The following is an 18595-nucleotide window of genomic DNA, read 5'->3' as shown; positions in this document are numbered from 1 at the left end:
AAAGATATTGTAAAATGTTGACGTGTTTTAAACAGTCTCAGTTGGGAACATTACAATTAAGCAAAGTGCATACATACGAATGATGTCGCTTGTATGCCTAGACAACAAATGAAACAGGATGTGGAGGTGTTAATAATGAAAAAGAAAATGCTTTTATTTTCAGGTATAACGACGACGATTGCCGCAGCAGCAACAGGTCTGTTTGGCTTCGCGCTCTCCAATAAATTAATGTACATTAAGCAAAAGGATCCTGAATTTGTTCGTGAACGTGAAACGACTGCAAAACGTTTTGATGAAGCTTGGTACAATAAAAATTTAAAATGTGAATTAAATATCGATTCTCCAAATGGTTATACGATTCGCGGTATTATGTTTCAGCCATTGGAAACAAATAATACCATCATTATTTGCCATGGTGTAACAGAAAATAAAATCAACTCTGTCAAATATGCTCGACTTTTTGAACGCCTTGGCTACAATTCCGTTATTTTTGACCATCGTAGACATGGGGAAACAGGTGGGAAAACGACTAGCTACGGCTATTATGAAAAAAATGACCTTGACGCAGTTGTCAAAACTGTCAAGGCAATGATTGGTGAAGACGCTATTCTTGGTATTCATGGTGAATCGATGGGTGCCGCAACAATGCTCCTATATGCAGGAACTGTAGAGGACGGTGCGGATTTCTATATCTCTGATTGTGCGTTTTCTGATTTTTCAATGCTGCTGAAACAAATTGCTAAGACCGAATTTAAATACGGATCGATTATTCCCATTCGTTTTGCAGATTTCTTCGTCCGCTTACGAGACGGTTATTCCTTTAAAAGTGTGACACCTTCTGAAGCTGTGACAACTATTGAAAAGCCAGTACTCTTTATCCATAGTATCCCTGACACATTTATCCCCGCTTCCATGTCACTGGATTTATACAATAAAAAAACTGGTCCTAAAAAGTTAAAGTTATTTGATAAAGGTGCCCATGCACAATCCTTTAATGAAAATATGGCTGAATATGAGGATTTAATCCATGATTTTTTAGAAAACTTCATCTATCAAAAAATTAATCGTGATTCTTCTTCGTCCAATGTCATTCCATTTCATTTTTGAAAGAAGCTGTCTCAAAAAGGTTATGTAAATAAACAAAAATAAGGCAGAAATGTTGATATAACAACTTTTCTGCCTTTCAATTTATTCTGCAAAAACGACATGCCATTCATCACGTTTTGCTAAAAATTCTTTAGCTAACGCTTGTGCACCCTCTAGACTATGGCTAGCTGCCCAACCACATTGCACTTCATTGCAGGCTGGGACTGCAGTGGCCTTTGTTACATCTGTAAATGTTTTTTCTAAAATATTTAATAAGTCTTCATAATCATTGTGATTGATCAGCGATACATAGAAGCCAGTTTGACAACCCATTGGACTGAAATCAACAATATGATCAGAGTAATTGCGGATAATGTCTGCCGATAAATGCTCTAAGGAATGTAATGCAGGCATTTCCATATGCTCTTTATTAGGCTGTTTAAAACGAATATCATATTTGTACACTTCATCGCCATTTTTTCCTGTTTTAACACCTGCTAAACGTACATATGGCGCTTTTACTTTCGTATGGTCTAAATCAAAGCTTTCAACATTTGTTTTTTCTTTTTCCAATGCAGACAACCCCTTTTATTTAGAATATTTCCATTATAACGAGTTTTCCGATAGAATTGTATGGTTTTTTTGAATTTTTTAAATCGTGGATAAAATAAAAAACAACTTGCCCTGGCTTGGACTAGTTGTTCTTTAAAAATCCCTCTTATTTTTGGAATTTATTCATTTGTGACATCATTTGGCGTACTTGCTTTTCAGACGGCGTACGACCCATTTGCGCCATCATCATACGAATCATTTGCTCATTAATTGGTGGGTTTTCTTTCAAATATTTCATCATAGCTTGACGAGCTAAAAAGAAACCAAGTGCCGCGCCCGCTGCTAATGCGATAATTACAATAATAATCCAGCCCCATGTAGGCATACAACCAACCTCCTCCACTACAATATACCGAGAAAAAAACTCTCCACGCTCCATTATACACCAAATATTAGCGTGTTACTATATATTGTAGTGAAATTTCCTAATGCATTGTATACTTCATTGGCTTTAGCCATCCACACTCATTATCTTGTTTATTAAATGCAATAAAGCGCTCGCTCATCTTTGCAAGCATTTGGAATAGATCCAAATCAAGCATCCGTGAACCCTCACAATAGACACAAATTTTGCGTTCCACTAAATAAATAGCCATTTTTCCTTTTATAGGATGTTCTAAAAATAATGCATTACGGGCTCTCTCTAAATGTGCATACTTAGAATCTAGTTGCGCCTCTAGCATCGTAGCTATCTCATCGAAGCGAACGGTTTCACATATATATGCAAGTTCTTTTAAGGATTTCTCGTTAGCGTCTTCACAGCCTTGCATCATTTCTAATAACTTACGCTCTCTGCCGAAAATAAACGTTAAATGCTCTTCTTTTATTTTATATATGGAATAGGTTCTCACTAGAAATCCTCCTTCGCTCATTTCTTTTTCATAAGTATAGCTCATCCAAACTCTTTAATTTGTCAAACGAAGGAGGCATTCATCTTCTATTTTTGTCGAAAACTTTCTACTTTCAGTTCTATTAAATGCTTTATGGCTAATTGCATTTTTGCTTTTTCTACAGTGCTTAGAATACTCTCAGCCTCAAGACCTAGAGTAAAATCAATTTCCAGTCCGTTTTAGCAAAGCGCGCTAATAGGTAATATAAAGGTATCAACGAAAGGAGCTAAAACATATGAGAAAATTTTTTCTACTAATAGGAGGCTTTATCGCAGGATGTGTCGCACTTGCTTTGACTGCACCGCTTGCAGGTCTACTATTTTCAGGATTGTTTGTAGCACTCGGTATGCACTTCTACGCTGCGAGTAAATCGACATTCGGCAAAATCTTATGGTTTACAGTAGGTCTGATAGGTGTTCTATCAGCAATATCTAATATCCCAGCAATGGTTGGTTTAGCAGCAATCGCTGTTATCTATGTTATCTATAAAAAATGGAACAACGAAGATGTAAAAATCCCAACAATTGAAGCTAAAAAAGAAGATCCGTTTACAAACTTTGAAAAAGAATGGTCTAACTTAACAAAATAAAAGGAGCGAATTTACATGAACTTATTTCAACGCTTTAGATATACTATAGAGGCAGATTTACATCATTTATTTGATAAGAAGGAACAAAAAAATCCAATCGGAATGTTAAACCAATACATTCGTGAAGCAGAAAAACAAACAGAGCAAACTGGAAAATTATTAGAGCGTCAAGGTCAATTAAAGGAAAAACTCGAGCAGGAATTTAAACAAAATGCAGATTTACTAGCTAAACGTGAGGCTCAACTTAAATTAGCTTCTACTAGTGGGGAGCAAGATTTAATCGATTTTGCTACTGATGAAGTAGCTGCTTACACAGCACGCAACAATACATTACAAACTAGTATTGAAGCAAGTACACGTGAATACTTCGAGCTTGAACGCAAATTTGAAACGATGAAACACAAAATTAAAGATATGAAAGTGCGTCAATTACAGCTTATGGGCAAAGAAAACGTCACACGCGCTCACCATCAAATGGACGGTATGATTGCTAAAAACAATAAAACCAACTTTGAAGATTTAGAATCATACATCGATAAACTTGCTTACCAAATCGACAAAGATCATGAAGTAACATCTTTCGAGACTCGTCTTGCACAGCTAGAAAAAAATGTCACAGAAGATAACGCACCACTGCTAATTGAAAACAAATAAGAAATAAGGGATGCCTCAATTATTGAAGCATCCCATTTCTTTGAAGAAAAAACTTTCCTCACTTATTGAAGGTGACCAAAAGGAGATAAAGGATATGGTAAAATGAAAATAATATTAAACAGAAAGTGGTTTAGGCCTATGATTAAAATATGTCTTTTTGCTTTTTTTATTCTTATAGTACTTATAATCATGTTATTAGGCTTTCGCTTCATGGTTCAACAACAAATTAAACAGAAAAGTGCTGAAATTATTGATAATGGTGGTATTAGCGAATTAAAGGAAATCAATGTAAATGGCGATAAACAATATATATTAGTGGAAGGAAAAGATAAGGAGAAACCATTTTGTTTATTTCTACACGGTGGACCAGGGGCTCCATTCCCCTATGGCGTGAGTGCTCGAACATTGTATCCTGAAATAACCGAAAATTGCGTAGCAGTTTATTATGATCAAAGAGGTTCCGGAAAAAGTTTTAACAAGAAATTAACGAATACTACAATGACCCTTTCTCAATTTACAGAAGATGCTACTATAATAGTCGATTATATTAGAGAACATTATCAACAGGAAAAAATATTTGTCATTGGTCAGTCTTTCGGTACTGTCATTGGCACTCAATTAGTATCCGATTATCCTGAGAAGTTTCATGCCTATTTGGGCATTTCTCAAGTAACAAATATTAGTAAAGGTCAAGAACTTGGCTACAATTGGTTACATAGTGAAGCACTATCTAGTGGAGATAAAAAGACTCTCCGAATTTTAGACAATATAGGCGAGGGTCCTTATTTAGCAAAAGATGAGGATCAATTTAGCGATCTTATCAATCAGTATAAAGGCATGAATTATTTTGATGATTCGATAAAGAAAGTGAATCTCTTCGAATTAATAAAAGGGGCTTTCACTTCTCCAGATTACTCTCTACAGGATCTGTATAAAGCATTTATTTCAGGGCCACAATTTAGCCTTATAAAAAGCCAAGAACTAAAAAAAGAAATTATCCATACTAATTTTTTTGATTCTGTAAAAAGTATAGATATACCCGTTTATTTAATACAAGGTAAATATGATAAACAGACGAATTATGAATTAGCAAAGCAATATTATGAACTATTAGATGCACCAAATGGTAAGGAGTTTATCACTTTAGATCACTCCGCTCATTATCCAAATACACTCGATTCCACATTGCTAAATGATACATTCAAAAAAATGCTTGAAAATCATTAAAAGGCCCATCACCAAAAGTTTGGAAGACATTTGCCATGTATTAAGTTGATTGGAGTGGAGGCTGGGCGACTCCTTGGGGATCAGCGTCACAGATGAGACCCTGGAGCGAGCAGCGCGAGTGAAGCGGCTCATCGGACGCCCCCAGGAAAGCGCCCAGCCGGAACGGAAATCAACCCTATGCTATGGGGATGAGCCACAAAAAAATTTTAAAATGAAATATCTTATTTTAAGAGAAGTTCGTCTTCTCTTATCAATTCGTAGAAAGAAGGGTGACCCTCTTGCAAAATTTCACAACTAATAAGCTCACTTTTTGGGTACTATGCTTCTTTTTACTCGTTTTTATGGAGCTCACAATTTTTAATAACGGTGGCGCCTTTTGTCTATTGATTGGAGTAGGACTTCTTTATTTAAGTTTCTCGAAAAAAAATCGTTTCTTTAAATGGACAGGAATTTTCTTTATCTCGATTGCCCTCTTTACGATGTGGAGTTTACGCTTATTTATCGTCATCATTCTCTTATATATGCTCTATCAATACTTGCAAAGAGAAAACGAAGCCAAAGTTGTTGGCTTGGAGCTTTTCGAAAAACTTCCTGCTACGAAGAACGAATTATTCGGCACAATGCCTGCACCATTAGATGCCTATAAATGGCAAGATGTTCAAATTCAGCGACTTGTAGGTGACATTACGATTGATACAACACAAACAATTTTACCTGCTGGCACAAGTCTCATTACAATTCGACAAGGCATTGGTAAGGTACAAATTTATATCCCATATGAAATTCCATTCCGCTTACACTATACGACATTGTTTGGTGAATTAAAATGCCTACATGTTGGACCGCAACGCTTACTCAATGAAAGTGTAAGTTTCTCAGATGGAAACCCTGAGGATGCAAAGCGTACACTTGTGATACATGTTGCAACATGGCTTGGGGACTTGGAGGTGCTACGTAAATGATTGCCTTTATCTCGAGAATATTTACTCTACTTTTTATTTTGATGAGTGCTGCATTCGGTCTTCTTGTCGTTGTTTGGGGCGAGCCAAACGAGAAAACGTGGGAGCCATTATGGCAGCAGAATTATAATAATATCCCACTCGGTGGTTTTATTGTCGTCATTCTTTTTGCGCTTAGTTTACTGATTGCAAGCTGGATTAGTATGACTGCCCGTGCAAGAGAGGCTCAGGCAACCCGTATCGTAAAACAGTTAGTTGAACCGGATTTTGTATTACCTAAAAAACAACCTTTACCAAAACCTTTGAAAAAAGCTTTAGTTCAAACAAGTGAATTAATCGATACCCAACGAAAAAGCTTACAACGCTTATCCAATGAACGTGCAGAAGCTAATGATAAAATTATTCAAGAGCGAATTATTGCTGAACGTCAACGCCTTGCTCGTGAGCTCCATGATTCTGTATCACAGCAATTATTCGCAGCTTCGATGTTGCTTTCCGCATTAACCGAAACTGCTGAAAATCCTACAAGCTTAAAACAGGTTGAAAAAGTTGTGCAACAGGCACAGCTTGAAATGCGCGCATTATTATTACATTTACGTCCAGTAGCTCTGCACAATAAAACTCTTGCACAAGGTCTTGAGGAGTTAATTATTGAGCTGCAGCAAAAAGTATTTTTTCATATTGAATATGAGCTTGAAGAAATGTCACTATCCAAAGCGGAGGAGGACCATTTATTCCGTATTGCACAGGAAGCGTTATCGAATACGCTACGCCATGCAAAAGCTAGCGAAGTTGAATTACTGCTCGTTGCCCGCGATGATTTAGCCATTTTACGTATTCAGGACAATGGCCTTGGCTTTGATGTCGAAGCAGATAAATCTACTTCTTATGGACTGCAAAATATTGCTGAACGCGCTGTGGAGATAGGCTGTACGTACAAAATTGTGTCAGTACCTGGGGAAGGAACAATTGTAGAGGTGAAAACCCATTTACAAAAGGAGGTTGAAGTGAATGATTCAAGTGTTAATAGTGGATGACCATGAGATGGTGCGTATCGGTGTATCTGCCTATCTATCAGCACAACCAGATATCACTGTTGTAGGTGAAGCTGAAAATGGTCAAGAGGCAGTGGAACGTGCTCTCGCCTTGCGTCCAGACATTATTTTAATGGACAATGTGATGCCAGTCATGACAGGAGCTGAGGCGACAGCTGAAATTTTAGCTGCATGGCCAGAAGCAAAAATTATGATGGTGACAAGTTTTTTAGATGATGACAAAGTCTATCCTGCATTAGAGGCTGGTGCAGTCAGCTATATTTTAAAAACATCAAATGCGAAGCAAATCGCCGATGCCATCCGTAAAACAATGGGCGGCGAAACCGTTTTAGAGCCAGAAGTAACATCCAAAATGATGCATCGCATGCGCCACGGCAATAGTACCCCACTGTATGAGCAGCTTACCGAACGTGAAATGGAAGTATTATTGCTCATGGCTCAAGGCAAAGCAAATCAGGAAATCGCCGACGATTTATACATTGCAGTAAAAACCGTAAAAACACATGTCAGCAATATTTTAGCGAAGCTCGATGTTCAAGATCGCACACAAGCAGTTGTCTACGCTTTTCAAAATGGGATTGCGAAGTAAGTTTTTCCAAAAAAATACGAAACTGCAGTTTTACCAATGCAGTTTCGTATTTTTTCAACCTAATCTATTAAAAATTTCTTGAAGCTCGTTTACACTGTTAACTATGTATGTTGCTTGCGCATCCGATAATTCGTCAAGTGAGCCATAGCCATAAGTAACACCGATAGAATCCATTTGATTTTCATGTGCCCCAACAATATCGTATTTACGATCTCCAATCATAATAAATTGATCGATATTCGCTTCATTAAAATGTTCGCGTGCAAATGTGATGACTTCCCCTTTTGCTGAACGTGTACCATCTAAGTTGCTACCTGCGACAAGGTCAAAAAAATGTTTAAGATTGAAATATTGTAAAATTTGTTCTGCAAATACGGTTGGCTTAGATGTAGCTATTGCTAACTGATATCCCTCTTTCTGTAAATATTCTAATAATGAAGATATATTTTGATACAAATTATTCTCATACATGCCGATTTGGATAAAACGTTCACGGTAATAGGCAATCGCTTGCTGTATTTGAACATCATCCAATCCATATATTTCTCGAAATGATACTTGTAACGGCGGCCCAATAAACGTTTCAAGCTTATCCAAATCTTCTTCAACTATACCAATTTTTTGTAAAGCATATTGAATTGATTTCGTTATCCCTACTTTAGGATCAGATATTGTGCCGTCTAAATCAAATAAAACAACGCTATACTTTTTCATACAAGCTCTCCTTTTATTATTAAAGTATTGATTGATACACGGTTGAACCAAAATCATGAATATCCTTGATATAATCAAACCCCTTAGGTGACCCGAAACTATTAAATCCACGTACCGCGACAATATTTTCTTTTGGAATTACCAATAATGCAACACTTGTATAACCAAGTAACTGAAGGCTTCCTTGTGGTAATTTTGGGCTTAACTCTGTAATCCCTTCTTTCTGTTCTGGCTGAACAAACCAGAAAAAACCATTAGTTGGTAGATTCTTTGGTTTAGAATTCGGGGATTGAATTGTCGTCATTAGCTGTATGATTTCTTCAGGTATAATTTGTTTTCCATGTAATCTCCCTTTATCAAGATGCACTTGCCCCCACTTAGCTAACTCTCTTAATGAGCTATACATATTCATTTTGCTACCATCACATATATCACTTTTATACCAAAATGGACTATCATTATGTATTACTTCTATATGCTGTTCGTTTTTTTCACTGAACCAATTTGTTTCAGTAAAAGATAATGTTTGAAATACTTGCTCATCCACAATTTCAGCAATAGTTTTTCCAGTAGCTTTAAAAATGACTTGTGCAAGTAGTTCTACATTGATATCTCGGTATGCCCAGTTATAGCCTGCTTTGAATTCCTGCATCACTTTTTCATTTTGGCGACGTAAACCGTGAGTATGTGTTAGTAGATGTCTAATTGATACATCGGCAAAAACTTTTTCATTCTCTAAATAATCACTTAGTGTATCATCTATTGAGGCAATATAGTTATGAAATATCGCATATGCTACAGCAAATCCTACATATGTTTTACGAACTGAAGCAAGATGAAAAAAAGTATGTGGTCCTACTCTTTTGGCGTCTTGTTGTTGTCCTTTCACACCAAAATATTCTTCTAGTACGGTTTGACCATGTTTATTAATAATAACTCCGCCACCTGTACAATCTAATTTTGAGAAAGTTTTCTTTACTTGTGTGAGTATAGCTTGTGAATTCATTTAAATACACCTCAACATTTCTAGTTCGATAGCTACACTTATCATTGTATACCAAATGGAAATTAATACTAGATAAGTTTCTTAATCAAAAACCTTTTATTACCAAAAACGTCGTTATTTTCAAGTAGCAGTTGTGTGGATACTCGATTTACTTATAAGCATTTCGTAAATGAAAATACGTTTTCACTTCTTGACCCTATTTTTGAAGCTACCCTACTTTTTGCTGTTTTGCTACTCATCATTGTGATTGTAAAAAAAGTATCTATTTGGTTTTGTTTACTTTTTGCAAGTCTCTCAGTCATTGTCACAGGTCAGCTGCTTTGGTTTAGTGGGATTATTGTTGATGAACTAAACATTGGAGGAAGTTCCAAGGCCTTTTACTACTTTGTTGCTATACTTCTAATTCATTGTGCAGCTATATGGATTTCTTTAATGAAATCTTCTAAACGCGAAAAAATACCGCAGCACTCAGGGGAGGTTTAACCCCCCCTGAGTATTGCGGTATTTTATAAATTATAGCGCTTTTACCTTCGCTACAACATTTTCTACTGTGAATCCGTATTTTTCCATTACTAATTCACCTGGTGCAGAAGCGCCGAACTTGTCAATAGCAAGAACGTCTCCTTCAAAACCAGTGTATTTATGCCAGCCGAATGATGCGCCCATTTCGATTGCAAGACGTTTTGTCACAGCTTTTGGAAGAACAGATTCTTTGTAAGCTGCGTCTTGTTTTTCGAAGCGATCCATAGATGGCATTGAAACAACTGCCACATCCATGCCTTCAGCTTTTAGTGCTTTTTGTGCTTCAACTGCAAGTGAAACCTCAGAGCCTGTTGCAATTAAAATGGCATCTGCCACTTCTTTTGTAGCAGGAGACACTGTATAAGCACCTTTTGTAACACCTTCACGTACTGTATCAATAGATGCGTCAAGCACAGGTAAGTTTTGACGAGATAATACTAACACAGTTGGTGTTTTTTCAGATGCTACTGCTAGCTCCCATGCAACTGCTGATTCATTTGCATCAGCTGGGCGAACAACAGATAAATTTGGCATTGCACGTAAAGATGAAAGGTGTTCGATTGGTTCATGTGTCGGACCATCTTCCCCTACAGCAATTGAGTCATGTGTAAATACATAAGTAACAGGAAGACCCATTAATGCAGAAAGACGTACAGCTGGACGAACATAATCAGAGAATACGAAGAATGTACCACCGAATACGTTAACACCACCGTGAAGTGCCATACCATTCATAGCAGCACCCATTGCAAACTCACGTACACCGAACCAAATATTACGGCCAGCATAATCATCTGCAGAGAAATCTCCAGCGTCTTTCATCGTTGTTTTGTTTGAGCCAGCAAGGTCAGCTGAACCACCGAAGAATGAAGGAGTTTTCTTCGCAATGGCATTGATTGCATCTCCAGAAGAAGAACGAGTTGCTACTGATTTACCTGCTTCATAAACTGGTAATTCTGAAGCGAAATCCTCTGGTAATTGACCATTCATTGCGTTTTCAAATTGTGCTGCTAATTCTGGGAACTCTTGCTTATATGCTTCAAACTTAGCATTCCAAGCTTCTTCAGGTTGTGCCCCTTGAACTTCAGCAGCTGCTGCGAATGTATCATATGCTTCAGCAGGAATTTGGAATGGCTCATGCGCCCATTCATATGCTGCTTTTGTTAAAACGACCTCATCTTGACCAAGTGGTGCACCGTGAGAAGCAGCTTTACCTGATTTGTTTGGTGAACCAAAACCGATAACAGTTTTCACTTCGATCAGTGTAGGCTTGCCAGTTGATTTTTTAGCTTCTTCGATAGTTGCGTTAATTGCTTCAACATCAGTACCATCAGCAACTTTTAAATAGTTCCAGCCATAAGATTCAAAACGCTTTTGGACATTTTCTGAGAATGATTTTTCTAAATCACCATCTAAAGAAATATCGTTTGAATCGTATAAAACGATTAACTTTTCAAGTTTTAAGTGACCTGCTAAAGAGATAGCTTCAGCTGCTACACCTTCCATTAAATCGCCATCGCCACAAAGTGCAAATGTATAGTGATCAACGATGTCATGTCCTGGTTTATTGTAAGTAGCTGCTAAATGGCGTTCAGCCATTGCCATACCAACTGTCATAGCAATACCTTGACCTAGAGGACCTGTTGTTGCCTCTACCCCAACAGTATGACCATATTCAGGATGTCCTGGAGTTAATGAATCCCATTGACGGAAGTTTTGAATTTCTTCCATTGGTAAGCCGTAGCCCCCAAGGTGAAGTAGGCTGTATAGAAGCATAGAGCCATGACCTGCAGAAAGTACAAAACGATCGCGGTTAAACCATTTTGGATTCGCCGGATTATGGCGAAGTTGTTTTGTCCAAAGCGTATAAGCCATTGGCGCTGCCCCCATCGGTAAACCTGGGTGACCTGAGTTTGCTTTTTCAATTGCATCGATTGACAAAGTTCGGATAGCATTAATCGCTAGTTGATCCGCATGTTGAGTCATTATTTTGTGACATCCTTTCTCGTCCTATATATTGTTCTTTTACAGTTTAGTCAACATTGCTTCAGAAAACAATGGTTTTGTTACACTATTAACGTTTTATAACATACTTTATAGAAATGTGTCATATTAATTGAGAAATTTATTTTTTTTCGCTTGTTTAACTTTTTCTGGAGTTACATCATTTCCTTCAGCATCTACCACTTTTACGTTTTCAATTGTATCACGCATCGTTGCTCTAAATGTATCTAGATATTCCTTACGAAGCGCTGTTCGTTCTTTAGCTTCTGCCTCTGTTAAAGTACCATTTTTAGACTTAGCAGAAAGTTCATTGATTCGGTTAATTTTTTCTTTTGATAACATAATTACACACCTTTCAATACATATCTTAATGAATATGGTATGCAAAGTATAGCATGAATTCCCTTAAAATGCAGTTATACCAACCTTTCTAGCAATCATATGTTTTTGAAATAAATACCATAAATTACATGACTTTGAGAAATTAGAAGTGTATAACTGATTTATAGGGTTCCAAAACAACAATCGATTTATGTTTGGAGGAAAATGAAATGTTTATCAAAACAAAAAGACTATTAATAAGAGAATTCGAAGTTCAAGATTGGCAAGCTGTCTATGAATATACTTCAAATCCAAATGTGATGAAGTATATTCCGGAGGGCGTTTTTAATGAGGCGCAAGCAAAAAAGTTTGTTTCAGAAAATAGCGGGGAGAAAGCAAAATACTTCCCTATTATTTTACTAAGTGAAAATATGGTTATTGGTCATATTGTTTTCCATGAATGTTTTGGTGATCATACGTACGAAATTGGCTGGGTATTGAATCCGAACTATTTCAATAATGGATATGCCTCAGAAGCAGCTAAAGCTGTACTGGACTACGGATTTAAAGAAATGAAACTTCATAGAATTATTGCAACTTGCCAGCCAGAAAATATCCCCTCCTATAAAGTGATGGAGAAAATCGGCATGAGACGTGAGGGTTATTTTAAAAAATGTATACCCAATGGAGATGAGTGGTGGGATGAATACTACTATGCTGTCTTAGATGAGGAATGGGCATAAGATACACTTTCAGGAATTGATAAAATCTACTATACTACCATGTCGATTTCTAAATCTTCGTTTTAAAATAGAGGAGAGAATTATATGAAAAGGACCGCTGTATTATTGTATCCTCAATTTAGTGAATATGAACTGAGTGTGGCATTATCAATATTAATGCAAGGAAATAAACCCATTATAACTGTTGAAATCAATTATGCCTCGGCATAATTGCGTCCAGAATCGGCTTTGTGCTTGGGCCTGCGTGATGCAGGTCAGTTAGCCGTTATCGCATGGATGCGATGATTTTAGGCAAACATCCTTTGTTAACCCCTTTCCGATTCTGTGACATCCGCCGGAGGCTTTAACTTCTTTCAGCGGATGTTTGAACACCCGCTGAAAGAAGTTAAACGGTGAAAAAATTAAAGGAGAATCTGGTTTATCTTGTATAGCCGATAAACAAATAAGTGAAGTTAATCTTGACGAAATCGATAGCCTGATATTACCTGGGTGTATGGATATAGCTTTACTAATACATGAGCAAAAATTAATTGATTTTATTGGAAATGCAAATGCCAAAGGTGCGATCATTGCAAGCATCTCTAGCAGCCCAACTCTTTTAGCAAAAGTTGGAGTATTAAAGAACAAAAAATATACTGTAGGATTATCACCAGAAGGTATGGATAAGTTAGGTTTCTTTGATCTTAATCATTTCTCTGAAGAACTAGTTGTACAAGACGGCAACATAATAATTGCGAGAGGTAGAGGTTTTATAAAGTTTGGCATTACTGTGGGTAAAGCCCCCCATCTCTCTTTTGATGAAAGTTGGTACCTGGAATAACGAAATAGCGCTAATTAATATGAAAACTTAGTTACAGTAATAGATGATATAAATGTTTTTCAACATTATAGAGAATTTATGAGGAAGAAAAAAATTAGGAATGACTCAATAGGCCCTAGCAAGGGAGTGTGGCGTCGTAAGACAAACCATTAATTGTATTGAAAATGATAAGTATGACCCTACTCTTGAATTAGCCTTTAAAATTGCTAAAGCTCTTAATAGAAAAGTAGATGAGGTGTTTATATATGAGTAAGTTCCGTCCAGCGTATATGATAACAATGAAAGATTTCGTTAAAGAGAGTGCTGCAATATTACGTAAGAATACCCAAGAAGTTACGTTACCTGTATCAGAAGATGATAAAGATAGTTTATTATGCATGCTTCAATACTTGAGAAATAGCCAAGATCCGGATCTTTCCAAAAAACACAAATTGCGTCCTGGATCAGGGTTATCGGCTAATCAAATTGGTCTAAATAAACGAATGTTTGCTGCATTTTTTCAAGATGGAGATAAAAGTCATGAATATATGTTAATTAATCCAAAAATCATTAGTCACTCTTTAAACATGATTTATTTACCTGAGGGGGAAGGATGTCTTTCGGTTAATAGAAGAGTCAGTGGATTTGTTCCAAGATATGAGAGAATTAAAGTCAAAGCATACGATATACATGGGCAAGAAGCCATATTTCAATTTAATGGATACGGTTCAATCTTAATGCAACATGAAATAGATCATTTAAATGGGATCATGTTTTATGACAGAATAAATAAAGAAAATCCATTCAAACTACCAGACAATGTGACTATTGAAAGTTTGTATTAATTTATTACTTAAGGATAGATGGAACATAGTTATTCCTTGTACCCATCATTTTGATGGTAAAACCCGTCTCTACAGTTCTTCTATCCTTTACTTCGGTGACTGTATCCATCACTTCTCGGTCCTTCATCTCCATCTAGAGCCAAAAAAATCAGCGGGACGATCAAACTCCCACTGATTAAAACGTCACTTTATTTCGTTTCCCTCTTGATGTTCCCGATATCTCCTATGGACAGTGGCTTTGCTTACATCAAAGCCTAGACCTCTAAGAGTCATAGCGATTTCCTCAAAGGTGAAGCCTCGATTACGGAGCTTGACGATTTCTTCTACAGGGACATCTTTTCGTTCTTGACCGTTTGGATTCCCTCGATTAGATAAATTGTTTTCAGGGCGATAGCCATTTTCAACAGCACGACGCATGCCACGACGTATTTTAGCATTATGGATTCTGCGCTGGTACTCCTCTACAATTGCTAAAATTTCTAGGAGCATCGTATCCATTTCATTTAATTGTACAGGTCCCGCGTCTCGCATAGAGAAAACATTCGTTTCAGTTTTCTGCAATAAATGCAACACGGCCATTCGAGCATTTCCACGTCCTAAGCGTGTCTCATCCTGCACAAATAATGCTGTAACTTCTTTTTCTTTTATGAAATCAAGCATTTCTAGTAAACCTTCTCGTTCCACATCATAGCCGCTATGCTTATCCTTAAAAACACGCTTCACTTCGTAACCCTGCTCTTTAGCATAGCGTACTAGCTCCTCCTCCTGACGCTCTAACGAGGAGCTTTGTGTCTCTTTTTCTGTACTCACACGGCAATAGACAACAGCCGATTGTTGTTTAGTTATCATTTTACATTTCTCGCAATTTCAATTGAATTTATAGGATTGGGTTGGTCGTCACCCACTACTGGAATCACTAGAGATTTACCTGCAATAATTCGTACGTTCGATAATTCATTTTCTGCCTTAACAAGCTTAATCCATTCATCCGACTTCATTTTACCACGGTATTGTTCGGCTAACGACCATAAGCTATCACCATGTTCGATTTCAATTTCAGCGTATGTAACCTCGCCTGGGTCTGTTATAAAAAGATATGCTGTAAATAGTAGACAAGCTCCTAATAAAGTTGTAATATGTGGATTTTTTTTAAACCAGTTCATGTTTATAACCCCTTTCGAGAATGTTTGTTCGGAATATATGTTCTTATAATAATGCGAACAAACGTTTTTGTCAAACACTTTTCGAACCTATGTTTGCTTAAGTGTTCGCATTCTGCTATACTACTAATAAGTAGAATGATTAGAAAAAAGAGGTGAGCAATCATGAAAAAAGTTTCGAAAAGACAAGAGGCCATTTTAGATTTCATTAAAGAAGAGGTGCGCACAAAGGGGTATCCACCATCTGTACGTGAGATTGGTGAAGCAGTTGGACTTGCTTCAAGCTCTACAGTTCATGGACATTTAGCTCGTTTAGAGCAAAAAGGCTTGATTCGACGCGACCCAACTAAGCCACGTGCCATTGAAATTCTAGAGCCGGAGGATTCTATTCAAAAGCAACATGTTATACATGTCCCACTTGTTGGGAAGGTTACTGCAGGTTCTCCGATAACTGCTGTTGAAAATATCGATGAATATTTCCCACTACCAGATATTTATGGTACAAGTGAAGATCAGTTATTTATGCTAGAAATTATGGGTGAATCAATGATTGAAGCTGGCATTTTAGACGGAGATTTAGTTATTGTTAAACAAAAAGCAACTGCTGATAATGGTGATATTGTCGTAGCAATGACTGAAGAGAATGAAGCAACTGTAAAGCGTTTCTTTAAGGAAAAAAGTCATTTCCGTTTACAGCCTGAAAACGCAACAATGGAGCCAATTATCGTAGACCAAGTTTCTATTTTGGGACATGTTGTAGGTCTTTATCGTCGTGTACATTAAAAGTATCTCAATAGTAAAGTATAAAAAGAGGATTTTATGTTCACAAATGGGCATATACCTCTTTTTCTTATTTTTTGAGTGTTATTTTAAACATTAAAAAAACCCACTTTAAAATGGATTTCTACACCTAGCAAAGCCTTTAGTTAATTAAATCAGCTCATCTCCATAACGTGGGTTGATTTCCGTTCCGGCTGGGCGCTTTCCTGGGGGCGTCCGATGAGCCGCTTCACTCGCGCTGCTCGCTCCAGGGTCTCATCTGTGACGCTAATCCCCAAGGAGTCGCCCAGCCTCCACTCCAATCAACTTATATACACTAACTCTATTTTTTCATGTTTATCACCAAGGTTATCTTGCCCTTAGGTAAAAAAATCTATGCCATTAAACGCTTATCAAGTTTTATGCCTCTATCTTAAATTTCAAACTTGCCTTTACAAATGCAGTAAATAATTTCTTGGATACTTCATCTCCTGCTATGGCTAGCTCCTCAGGATGCCACTGTACTGCTAGACAAAATGGTAAATCTTCGTGTACTACCGCTTCAATGATACCATCACTTGATTTGGCTACTACTTTCAATTTTTCTGCTACTACGTTTATTGCCTGATGATGAAATGAATTCACCGCAATTTTTTCTTCATCGATCATCGTTGTTAATAATGTATCAGGTGTTAGATGAACATGATGTGTAGTAACGCCCCGTGCCGCTTGTTGCATGTGCTTTATTAATTTCCGACTGTGATACTCGCTCTCAATATCTTGATAGACCGTGCCTCCAAACGCAACATTTAGCATTTGAATCCCTCGACAAATTCCGAAAACCGGCATTTTCCGAATAAAGGCGGCTTCAATTAAGGACAGTTCTACAGAATCCCTTTCTGGATGAACCTTCCCTAATTTTGGTGTAGGTTCTGCACCAAAAAGAAATGGATGTACATCGTGTCCGCCCGATAGTAATAATCCGTCCGTCAACGATAAAATTTGTGCTACATCCTCTTCCACTCCAAGCGGAATTATTAGTGGAATACCCCCAGCTTCAATTATACTTTTGCTGTAGGCGGCATTTAATCTTGAGGACAAATCATCCTCTACAAAGGCTGTTATACCGATAATAGGTTTCATCTTATCCCCTCCATGATCTACAAGATTGATCTCGCATTAACTCTGATTGATGAAGACGATGAATCATTGAGGGCACCCCCTGATTAATTACCAAAATCCGAGATACCAATCCATCAACGCATCCCCATAGAAATAGATAATAATCGCCGCTAAAGCAATAGACGGCCCGAATGGTATAGGCGTTTTTCTTCCCTGCCCGCGTACCTTTAACATAGCTATCCCAACAATCATACCAATCACGGAAGCTAAAAATAGCGTCAGAATTGCATGTATTGTGCCGAGTACGAGACCAAGTAAAAAGAATAATTTAATATCGCCTCCACCCATTCCACCCCTTGATAGAACAGCTATACAATATAATATGCCAAAGCCTACGACAGCACCCACTATACTGTCCCACCACGGAGACAAAGGAGATATCACGCGTCCAAAAACTAGCAATGGTAAAAAGAATAATTGCACCTTATCGGGAATAAGCATATACACAATATCCGATACAACAATAATGACTAATAATGAAATAAATAATAGCGCTACAAAAAACTCTGCACTAAAGCCTAATTTCCAATAAGCAAAAGCAAATAATACGCCTGTTATAAGTTCCATCAATGGATAAATCCAAGAAATTTTTTGCCCACAGCTACGGCATTTTCCACCTAAAAATAAATAAGATAAAACAGGTACCAAATCAAGCGCCGTCAACTGTCTCTTACAAGAAGTACAATGCGAGGGTGGACGCACAATGGACTCCTTCAAGGGCACACGTAAGCCAACCACATTAAAAAACGAGCCTAAAACGAGCCCAAATATGAAAACAGTAATTGTATAAGCAATCTCCATTTTTATGTCCTCCTATACTAATAGACGCCCATACATTTGAAGTATGCGCGCCAATCAATTATGCCTCGGCATAATTGC

24 protein-coding genes and 2 pseudogenes are annotated in these 18595 nt (G+C 37.3%); 15 read left to right on the top strand and 11 right to left on the bottom strand.

The features are described from left to right. The first annotated feature begins 135 nt into the window (after positions 1–135). Positions 136–1107, top strand: a complete 972-nt coding sequence (locus tag ACFCYJ_RS01270) for an alpha/beta hydrolase (RefSeq protein WP_376069614.1) — start codon at positions 136–138, stop codon at positions 1105–1107. An 81-nt stretch (positions 1108–1188) separates the two neighbouring features. Here ACFCYJ_RS01270 and ACFCYJ_RS01265 read toward each other — a convergent pair whose 3' ends face one another. The 3 genes from ACFCYJ_RS01265 to sirA all read right to left on the bottom strand — a co-directional run bounded on the left by ACFCYJ_RS01265 (position 1189) and on the right by sirA (position 2549). Further along, positions 1189–1659 (bottom strand): S-ribosylhomocysteine lyase, encoded by a 471-nt coding sequence (locus ACFCYJ_RS01265; RefSeq protein ID WP_376069611.1) that lies wholly within the window; start codon positions 1657–1659, stop codon positions 1189–1191. Between the two features lie 145 nt (positions 1660–1804). Next, the gene (locus ACFCYJ_RS01260) at positions 1805–2023 is read right to left on the bottom strand and encodes a YneF family protein (protein ID WP_049668607.1); all 219 of its coding nucleotides are present in this window, start codon (positions 2021–2023) and stop codon (positions 1805–1807) included. 100 nt (positions 2024–2123) lie between these two features. After that, positions 2124–2549 (bottom strand): sporulation inhibitor of replication protein SirA, encoded by a 426-nt coding sequence (gene sirA, locus ACFCYJ_RS01255; protein WP_053483154.1) that lies wholly within the window; start codon positions 2547–2549, stop codon positions 2124–2126. 274 nt (positions 2550–2823) lie between these two features. On the opposite strand from sirA, the gene ACFCYJ_RS01250 reads away from it, so the two are divergent. The 7 genes from ACFCYJ_RS01250 (at position 2824) to ACFCYJ_RS01220 (ending at position 7661) form a co-directional block, all read left to right on the top strand. After that, positions 2824–3177, top strand: coding sequence for a lmo0954 family membrane protein (locus tag ACFCYJ_RS01250; protein WP_376069607.1), 354 nt, complete (start codon positions 2824–2826; stop codon positions 3175–3177). A 15-nt stretch (positions 3178–3192) separates the two neighbouring features. Then, the gene (locus ACFCYJ_RS01245) at positions 3193–3831 is read left to right on the top strand and encodes a PspA/IM30 family protein (protein ID WP_376069604.1); all 639 of its coding nucleotides are present in this window, start codon (positions 3193–3195) and stop codon (positions 3829–3831) included. 102 nt (positions 3832–3933) lie between these two features. Next, positions 3934–5058 carry an alpha/beta fold hydrolase gene (locus tag ACFCYJ_RS01240; protein WP_376069601.1) on the top strand — a complete coding sequence of 375 codons (1125 nt, stop codon included), beginning with the start codon at positions 3934–3936 and terminating at the stop codon, positions 5056–5058. Between the two features lie 73 nt (positions 5059–5131). Beyond that, entirely contained in the window at positions 5132–5356 is a 225-nt protein-coding gene (locus tag ACFCYJ_RS01235; RefSeq protein ID WP_376069599.1) for a hypothetical protein, read from the top strand. Next, positions 5337–6020, top strand: coding sequence for a cell wall-active antibiotics response protein LiaF (liaF, locus tag ACFCYJ_RS01230; RefSeq protein WP_376069596.1), 684 nt, complete (start codon positions 5337–5339; stop codon positions 6018–6020). Before ACFCYJ_RS01235 ends, liaF begins: the two co-directional genes overlap by 20 nt. Then, entirely contained in the window at positions 6017–7054 is a 1038-nt protein-coding gene (locus ACFCYJ_RS01225; RefSeq protein WP_376069593.1) for a sensor histidine kinase, read from the top strand. The genes liaF and ACFCYJ_RS01225 overlap by 4 nt, the downstream gene beginning before the upstream one ends. Then, on the top strand, positions 7029–7661 hold the full coding sequence (locus tag ACFCYJ_RS01220) for a response regulator transcription factor (RefSeq protein WP_376069591.1): 633 nt from the start codon (positions 7029–7031) through the stop codon (positions 7659–7661). The genes ACFCYJ_RS01225 and ACFCYJ_RS01220 overlap by 26 nt, the downstream gene beginning before the upstream one ends. A 54-nt stretch (positions 7662–7715) precedes the next feature. Here ACFCYJ_RS01220 and ACFCYJ_RS01215 read toward each other — a convergent pair whose 3' ends face one another. Together ACFCYJ_RS01215 and ACFCYJ_RS01210 are read right to left on the bottom strand one after the other, a co-directional pair. Continuing rightward, on the bottom strand, positions 7716–8375 hold the full coding sequence (locus ACFCYJ_RS01215) for an HAD family hydrolase (protein WP_376069588.1): 660 nt from the start codon (positions 8373–8375) through the stop codon (positions 7716–7718). Between the two features lie 19 nt (positions 8376–8394). Then, the gene (locus ACFCYJ_RS01210) at positions 8395–9381 is read right to left on the bottom strand and encodes a serine hydrolase domain-containing protein (protein ID WP_376069585.1); all 987 of its coding nucleotides are present in this window, start codon (positions 9379–9381) and stop codon (positions 8395–8397) included. A 135-nt stretch (positions 9382–9516) separates the two neighbouring features. Between ACFCYJ_RS01210 and ACFCYJ_RS01205 the strand changes: the two genes are divergently transcribed. Then, complete coding sequence (locus ACFCYJ_RS01205; RefSeq protein WP_376069582.1) at positions 9517–9864, top strand: hypothetical protein; 348 nt, start codon at positions 9517–9519, stop codon at positions 9862–9864. Between the two features lie 30 nt (positions 9865–9894). Here ACFCYJ_RS01205 and tkt read toward each other — a convergent pair whose 3' ends face one another. Both tkt and ACFCYJ_RS01195 read right to left on the bottom strand, forming a co-directional pair. Beyond that, positions 9895–11889 carry a transketolase gene (gene tkt, locus ACFCYJ_RS01200; RefSeq protein ID WP_376069579.1) on the bottom strand — a complete coding sequence of 665 codons (1995 nt, stop codon included), beginning with the start codon at positions 11887–11889 and terminating at the stop codon, positions 9895–9897. 126 nt (positions 11890–12015) lie between these two features. Next, entirely contained in the window at positions 12016–12249 is a 234-nt protein-coding gene (locus ACFCYJ_RS01195) for a DUF896 domain-containing protein (RefSeq protein ID WP_079560654.1), read from the bottom strand. A gap of 209 nt (positions 12250–12458) precedes the next feature. On the opposite strand from ACFCYJ_RS01195, the gene ACFCYJ_RS01190 reads away from it, so the two are divergent. The 5 genes and pseudogenes from ACFCYJ_RS01190 (at position 12459) to def (ending at position 14615) form a co-directional block, all read left to right on the top strand. Then, complete coding sequence (locus ACFCYJ_RS01190) at positions 12459–12971, top strand: GNAT family N-acetyltransferase (RefSeq protein ID WP_376069576.1); 513 nt, start codon at positions 12459–12461, stop codon at positions 12969–12971. Positions 12972–13055: 84 nt separating this feature from the next. After that, positions 13056–13181, top strand: coding sequence for a hypothetical protein (locus ACFCYJ_RS01185; RefSeq protein WP_376069573.1), 126 nt, complete (start codon positions 13056–13058; stop codon positions 13179–13181). A 187-nt stretch (positions 13182–13368) separates the two neighbouring features. Next, positions 13369–13791, top strand: a pseudogene (locus ACFCYJ_RS01180) (DJ-1/PfpI family protein); the annotation flags it as partial. 100 nt (positions 13792–13891) lie between these two features. Further along, positions 13892–14044 (top strand): annotated as a pseudogene (locus tag ACFCYJ_RS01175) (helix-turn-helix transcriptional regulator). Next, positions 14037–14615, top strand: coding sequence for a peptide deformylase (gene def, locus ACFCYJ_RS01170; protein ID WP_376069570.1), 579 nt, complete (start codon positions 14037–14039; stop codon positions 14613–14615). Before ACFCYJ_RS01175 ends, def begins: the two are co-directional and overlap by 8 nt. A gap of 183 nt (positions 14616–14798) precedes the next feature. On the opposite strand, the gene ACFCYJ_RS01165 is transcribed toward def, so the two are convergent. After that, positions 14799–15464 (bottom strand): YneB family resolvase-like protein, encoded by a 666-nt coding sequence (locus ACFCYJ_RS01165; protein WP_376069567.1) that lies wholly within the window; start codon positions 15462–15464, stop codon positions 14799–14801. After that, positions 15461–15778, bottom strand: coding sequence for a cell division suppressor protein YneA (gene yneA / locus ACFCYJ_RS01160; protein ID WP_376069564.1), 318 nt, complete (start codon positions 15776–15778; stop codon positions 15461–15463). The genes ACFCYJ_RS01165 and yneA overlap by 4 nt, the downstream gene beginning before the upstream one ends. 162 nt (positions 15779–15940) lie before the next feature. Between yneA and lexA the strand changes: the two genes are divergently transcribed. Then, positions 15941–16558: a transcriptional repressor LexA gene (lexA, locus tag ACFCYJ_RS01155; protein ID WP_376069561.1), complete on the top strand. Its 618-nt coding sequence runs from the start codon at positions 15941–15943 to the stop codon at positions 16556–16558. Positions 16559–16954: 396 nt separating this feature from the next. Here lexA and ACFCYJ_RS01150 read toward each other — a convergent pair whose 3' ends face one another. Then, positions 16955–17677 carry a gamma-glutamyl-gamma-aminobutyrate hydrolase family protein gene (locus ACFCYJ_RS01150; RefSeq protein ID WP_376069559.1) on the bottom strand — a complete coding sequence of 241 codons (723 nt, stop codon included), beginning with the start codon at positions 17675–17677 and terminating at the stop codon, positions 16955–16957. A gap of 87 nt (positions 17678–17764) precedes the next feature. Continuing rightward, entirely contained in the window at positions 17765–18517 is a 753-nt protein-coding gene (locus ACFCYJ_RS01145) for a prepilin peptidase (RefSeq protein ID WP_376069556.1), read from the bottom strand. Between the last annotated feature and the right edge of the window lie 78 nt (positions 18518–18595).

It is taken from the genome of Lysinibacillus sp. NPDC056232, from assembly GCF_042267565.1.
Classification (GTDB): Bacteria; Bacillota; Bacilli; order Bacillales_A; family Planococcaceae; genus Lysinibacillus.
This window is presented reverse-complemented; position numbering and strand designations above follow the sequence as displayed.

Excerpts from the sequence above, each read along its gene's own strand:
- ACFCYJ_RS01270 (WP_376069614.1), top strand. The coding sequence starts at position 136 with ATGAAAAAGAAAATGCTTTTATTTTCAGGTATAACGACGACGATTGCC.
- ACFCYJ_RS01260 (WP_049668607.1), bottom strand. The coding sequence starts at position 2,023 with ATGCCTACATGGGGCTGGATTATTATTGTAATTATCGCATTAGCAGCG.
- ACFCYJ_RS01250 (WP_376069607.1), top strand. The coding sequence starts at position 2,824 with ATGAGAAAATTTTTTCTACTAATAGGAGGCTTTATCGCAGGATGTGTC.
- ACFCYJ_RS01245 (WP_376069604.1), top strand. The coding sequence starts at position 3,193 with ATGAACTTATTTCAACGCTTTAGATATACTATAGAGGCAGATTTACAT.
- ACFCYJ_RS01240 (WP_376069601.1), top strand. The coding sequence starts at position 3,934 with ATGAAAATAATATTAAACAGAAAGTGGTTTAGGCCTATGATTAAAATA.
- ACFCYJ_RS01225 (WP_376069593.1), top strand. The coding sequence starts at position 6,017 with ATGATTGCCTTTATCTCGAGAATATTTACTCTACTTTTTATTTTGATG.
- ACFCYJ_RS01220 (WP_376069591.1), top strand. The coding sequence starts at position 7,029 with ATGATTCAAGTGTTAATAGTGGATGACCATGAGATGGTGCGTATCGGT.
- ACFCYJ_RS01215 (WP_376069588.1), bottom strand. The coding sequence starts at position 8,375 with ATGAAAAAGTATAGCGTTGTTTTATTTGATTTAGACGGCACAATATCT.
- ACFCYJ_RS01210 (WP_376069585.1), bottom strand. The coding sequence starts at position 9,381 with ATGAATTCACAAGCTATACTCACACAAGTAAAGAAAACTTTCTCAAAA.
- tkt (WP_376069579.1), bottom strand. The coding sequence starts at position 11,889 with ATGACTCAACATGCGGATCAACTAGCGATTAATGCTATCCGAACTTTG.
- ACFCYJ_RS01195 (WP_079560654.1), bottom strand. The coding sequence starts at position 12,249 with ATGTTATCAAAAGAAAAAATTAACCGAATCAATGAACTTTCTGCTAAG.
- ACFCYJ_RS01190 (WP_376069576.1), top strand. The coding sequence starts at position 12,459 with ATGTTTATCAAAACAAAAAGACTATTAATAAGAGAATTCGAAGTTCAA.
- ACFCYJ_RS01185 (WP_376069573.1), top strand. The coding sequence starts at position 13,056 with ATGAAAAGGACCGCTGTATTATTGTATCCTCAATTTAGTGAATATGAA.
- def (WP_376069570.1), top strand. The coding sequence starts at position 14,037 with ATGAGTAAGTTCCGTCCAGCGTATATGATAACAATGAAAGATTTCGTT.
- ACFCYJ_RS01165 (WP_376069567.1), bottom strand. The coding sequence starts at position 15,464 with ATGATAACTAAACAACAATCGGCTGTTGTCTATTGCCGTGTGAGTACA.
- yneA (WP_376069564.1), bottom strand. The coding sequence starts at position 15,778 with ATGAACTGGTTTAAAAAAAATCCACATATTACAACTTTATTAGGAGCT.
- lexA (WP_376069561.1), top strand. The coding sequence starts at position 15,941 with ATGAAAAAAGTTTCGAAAAGACAAGAGGCCATTTTAGATTTCATTAAA.
- ACFCYJ_RS01150 (WP_376069559.1), bottom strand. The coding sequence starts at position 17,677 with ATGAAACCTATTATCGGTATAACAGCCTTTGTAGAGGATGATTTGTCC.
- ACFCYJ_RS01145 (WP_376069556.1), bottom strand. The coding sequence starts at position 18,517 with ATGGAGATTGCTTATACAATTACTGTTTTCATATTTGGGCTCGTTTTA.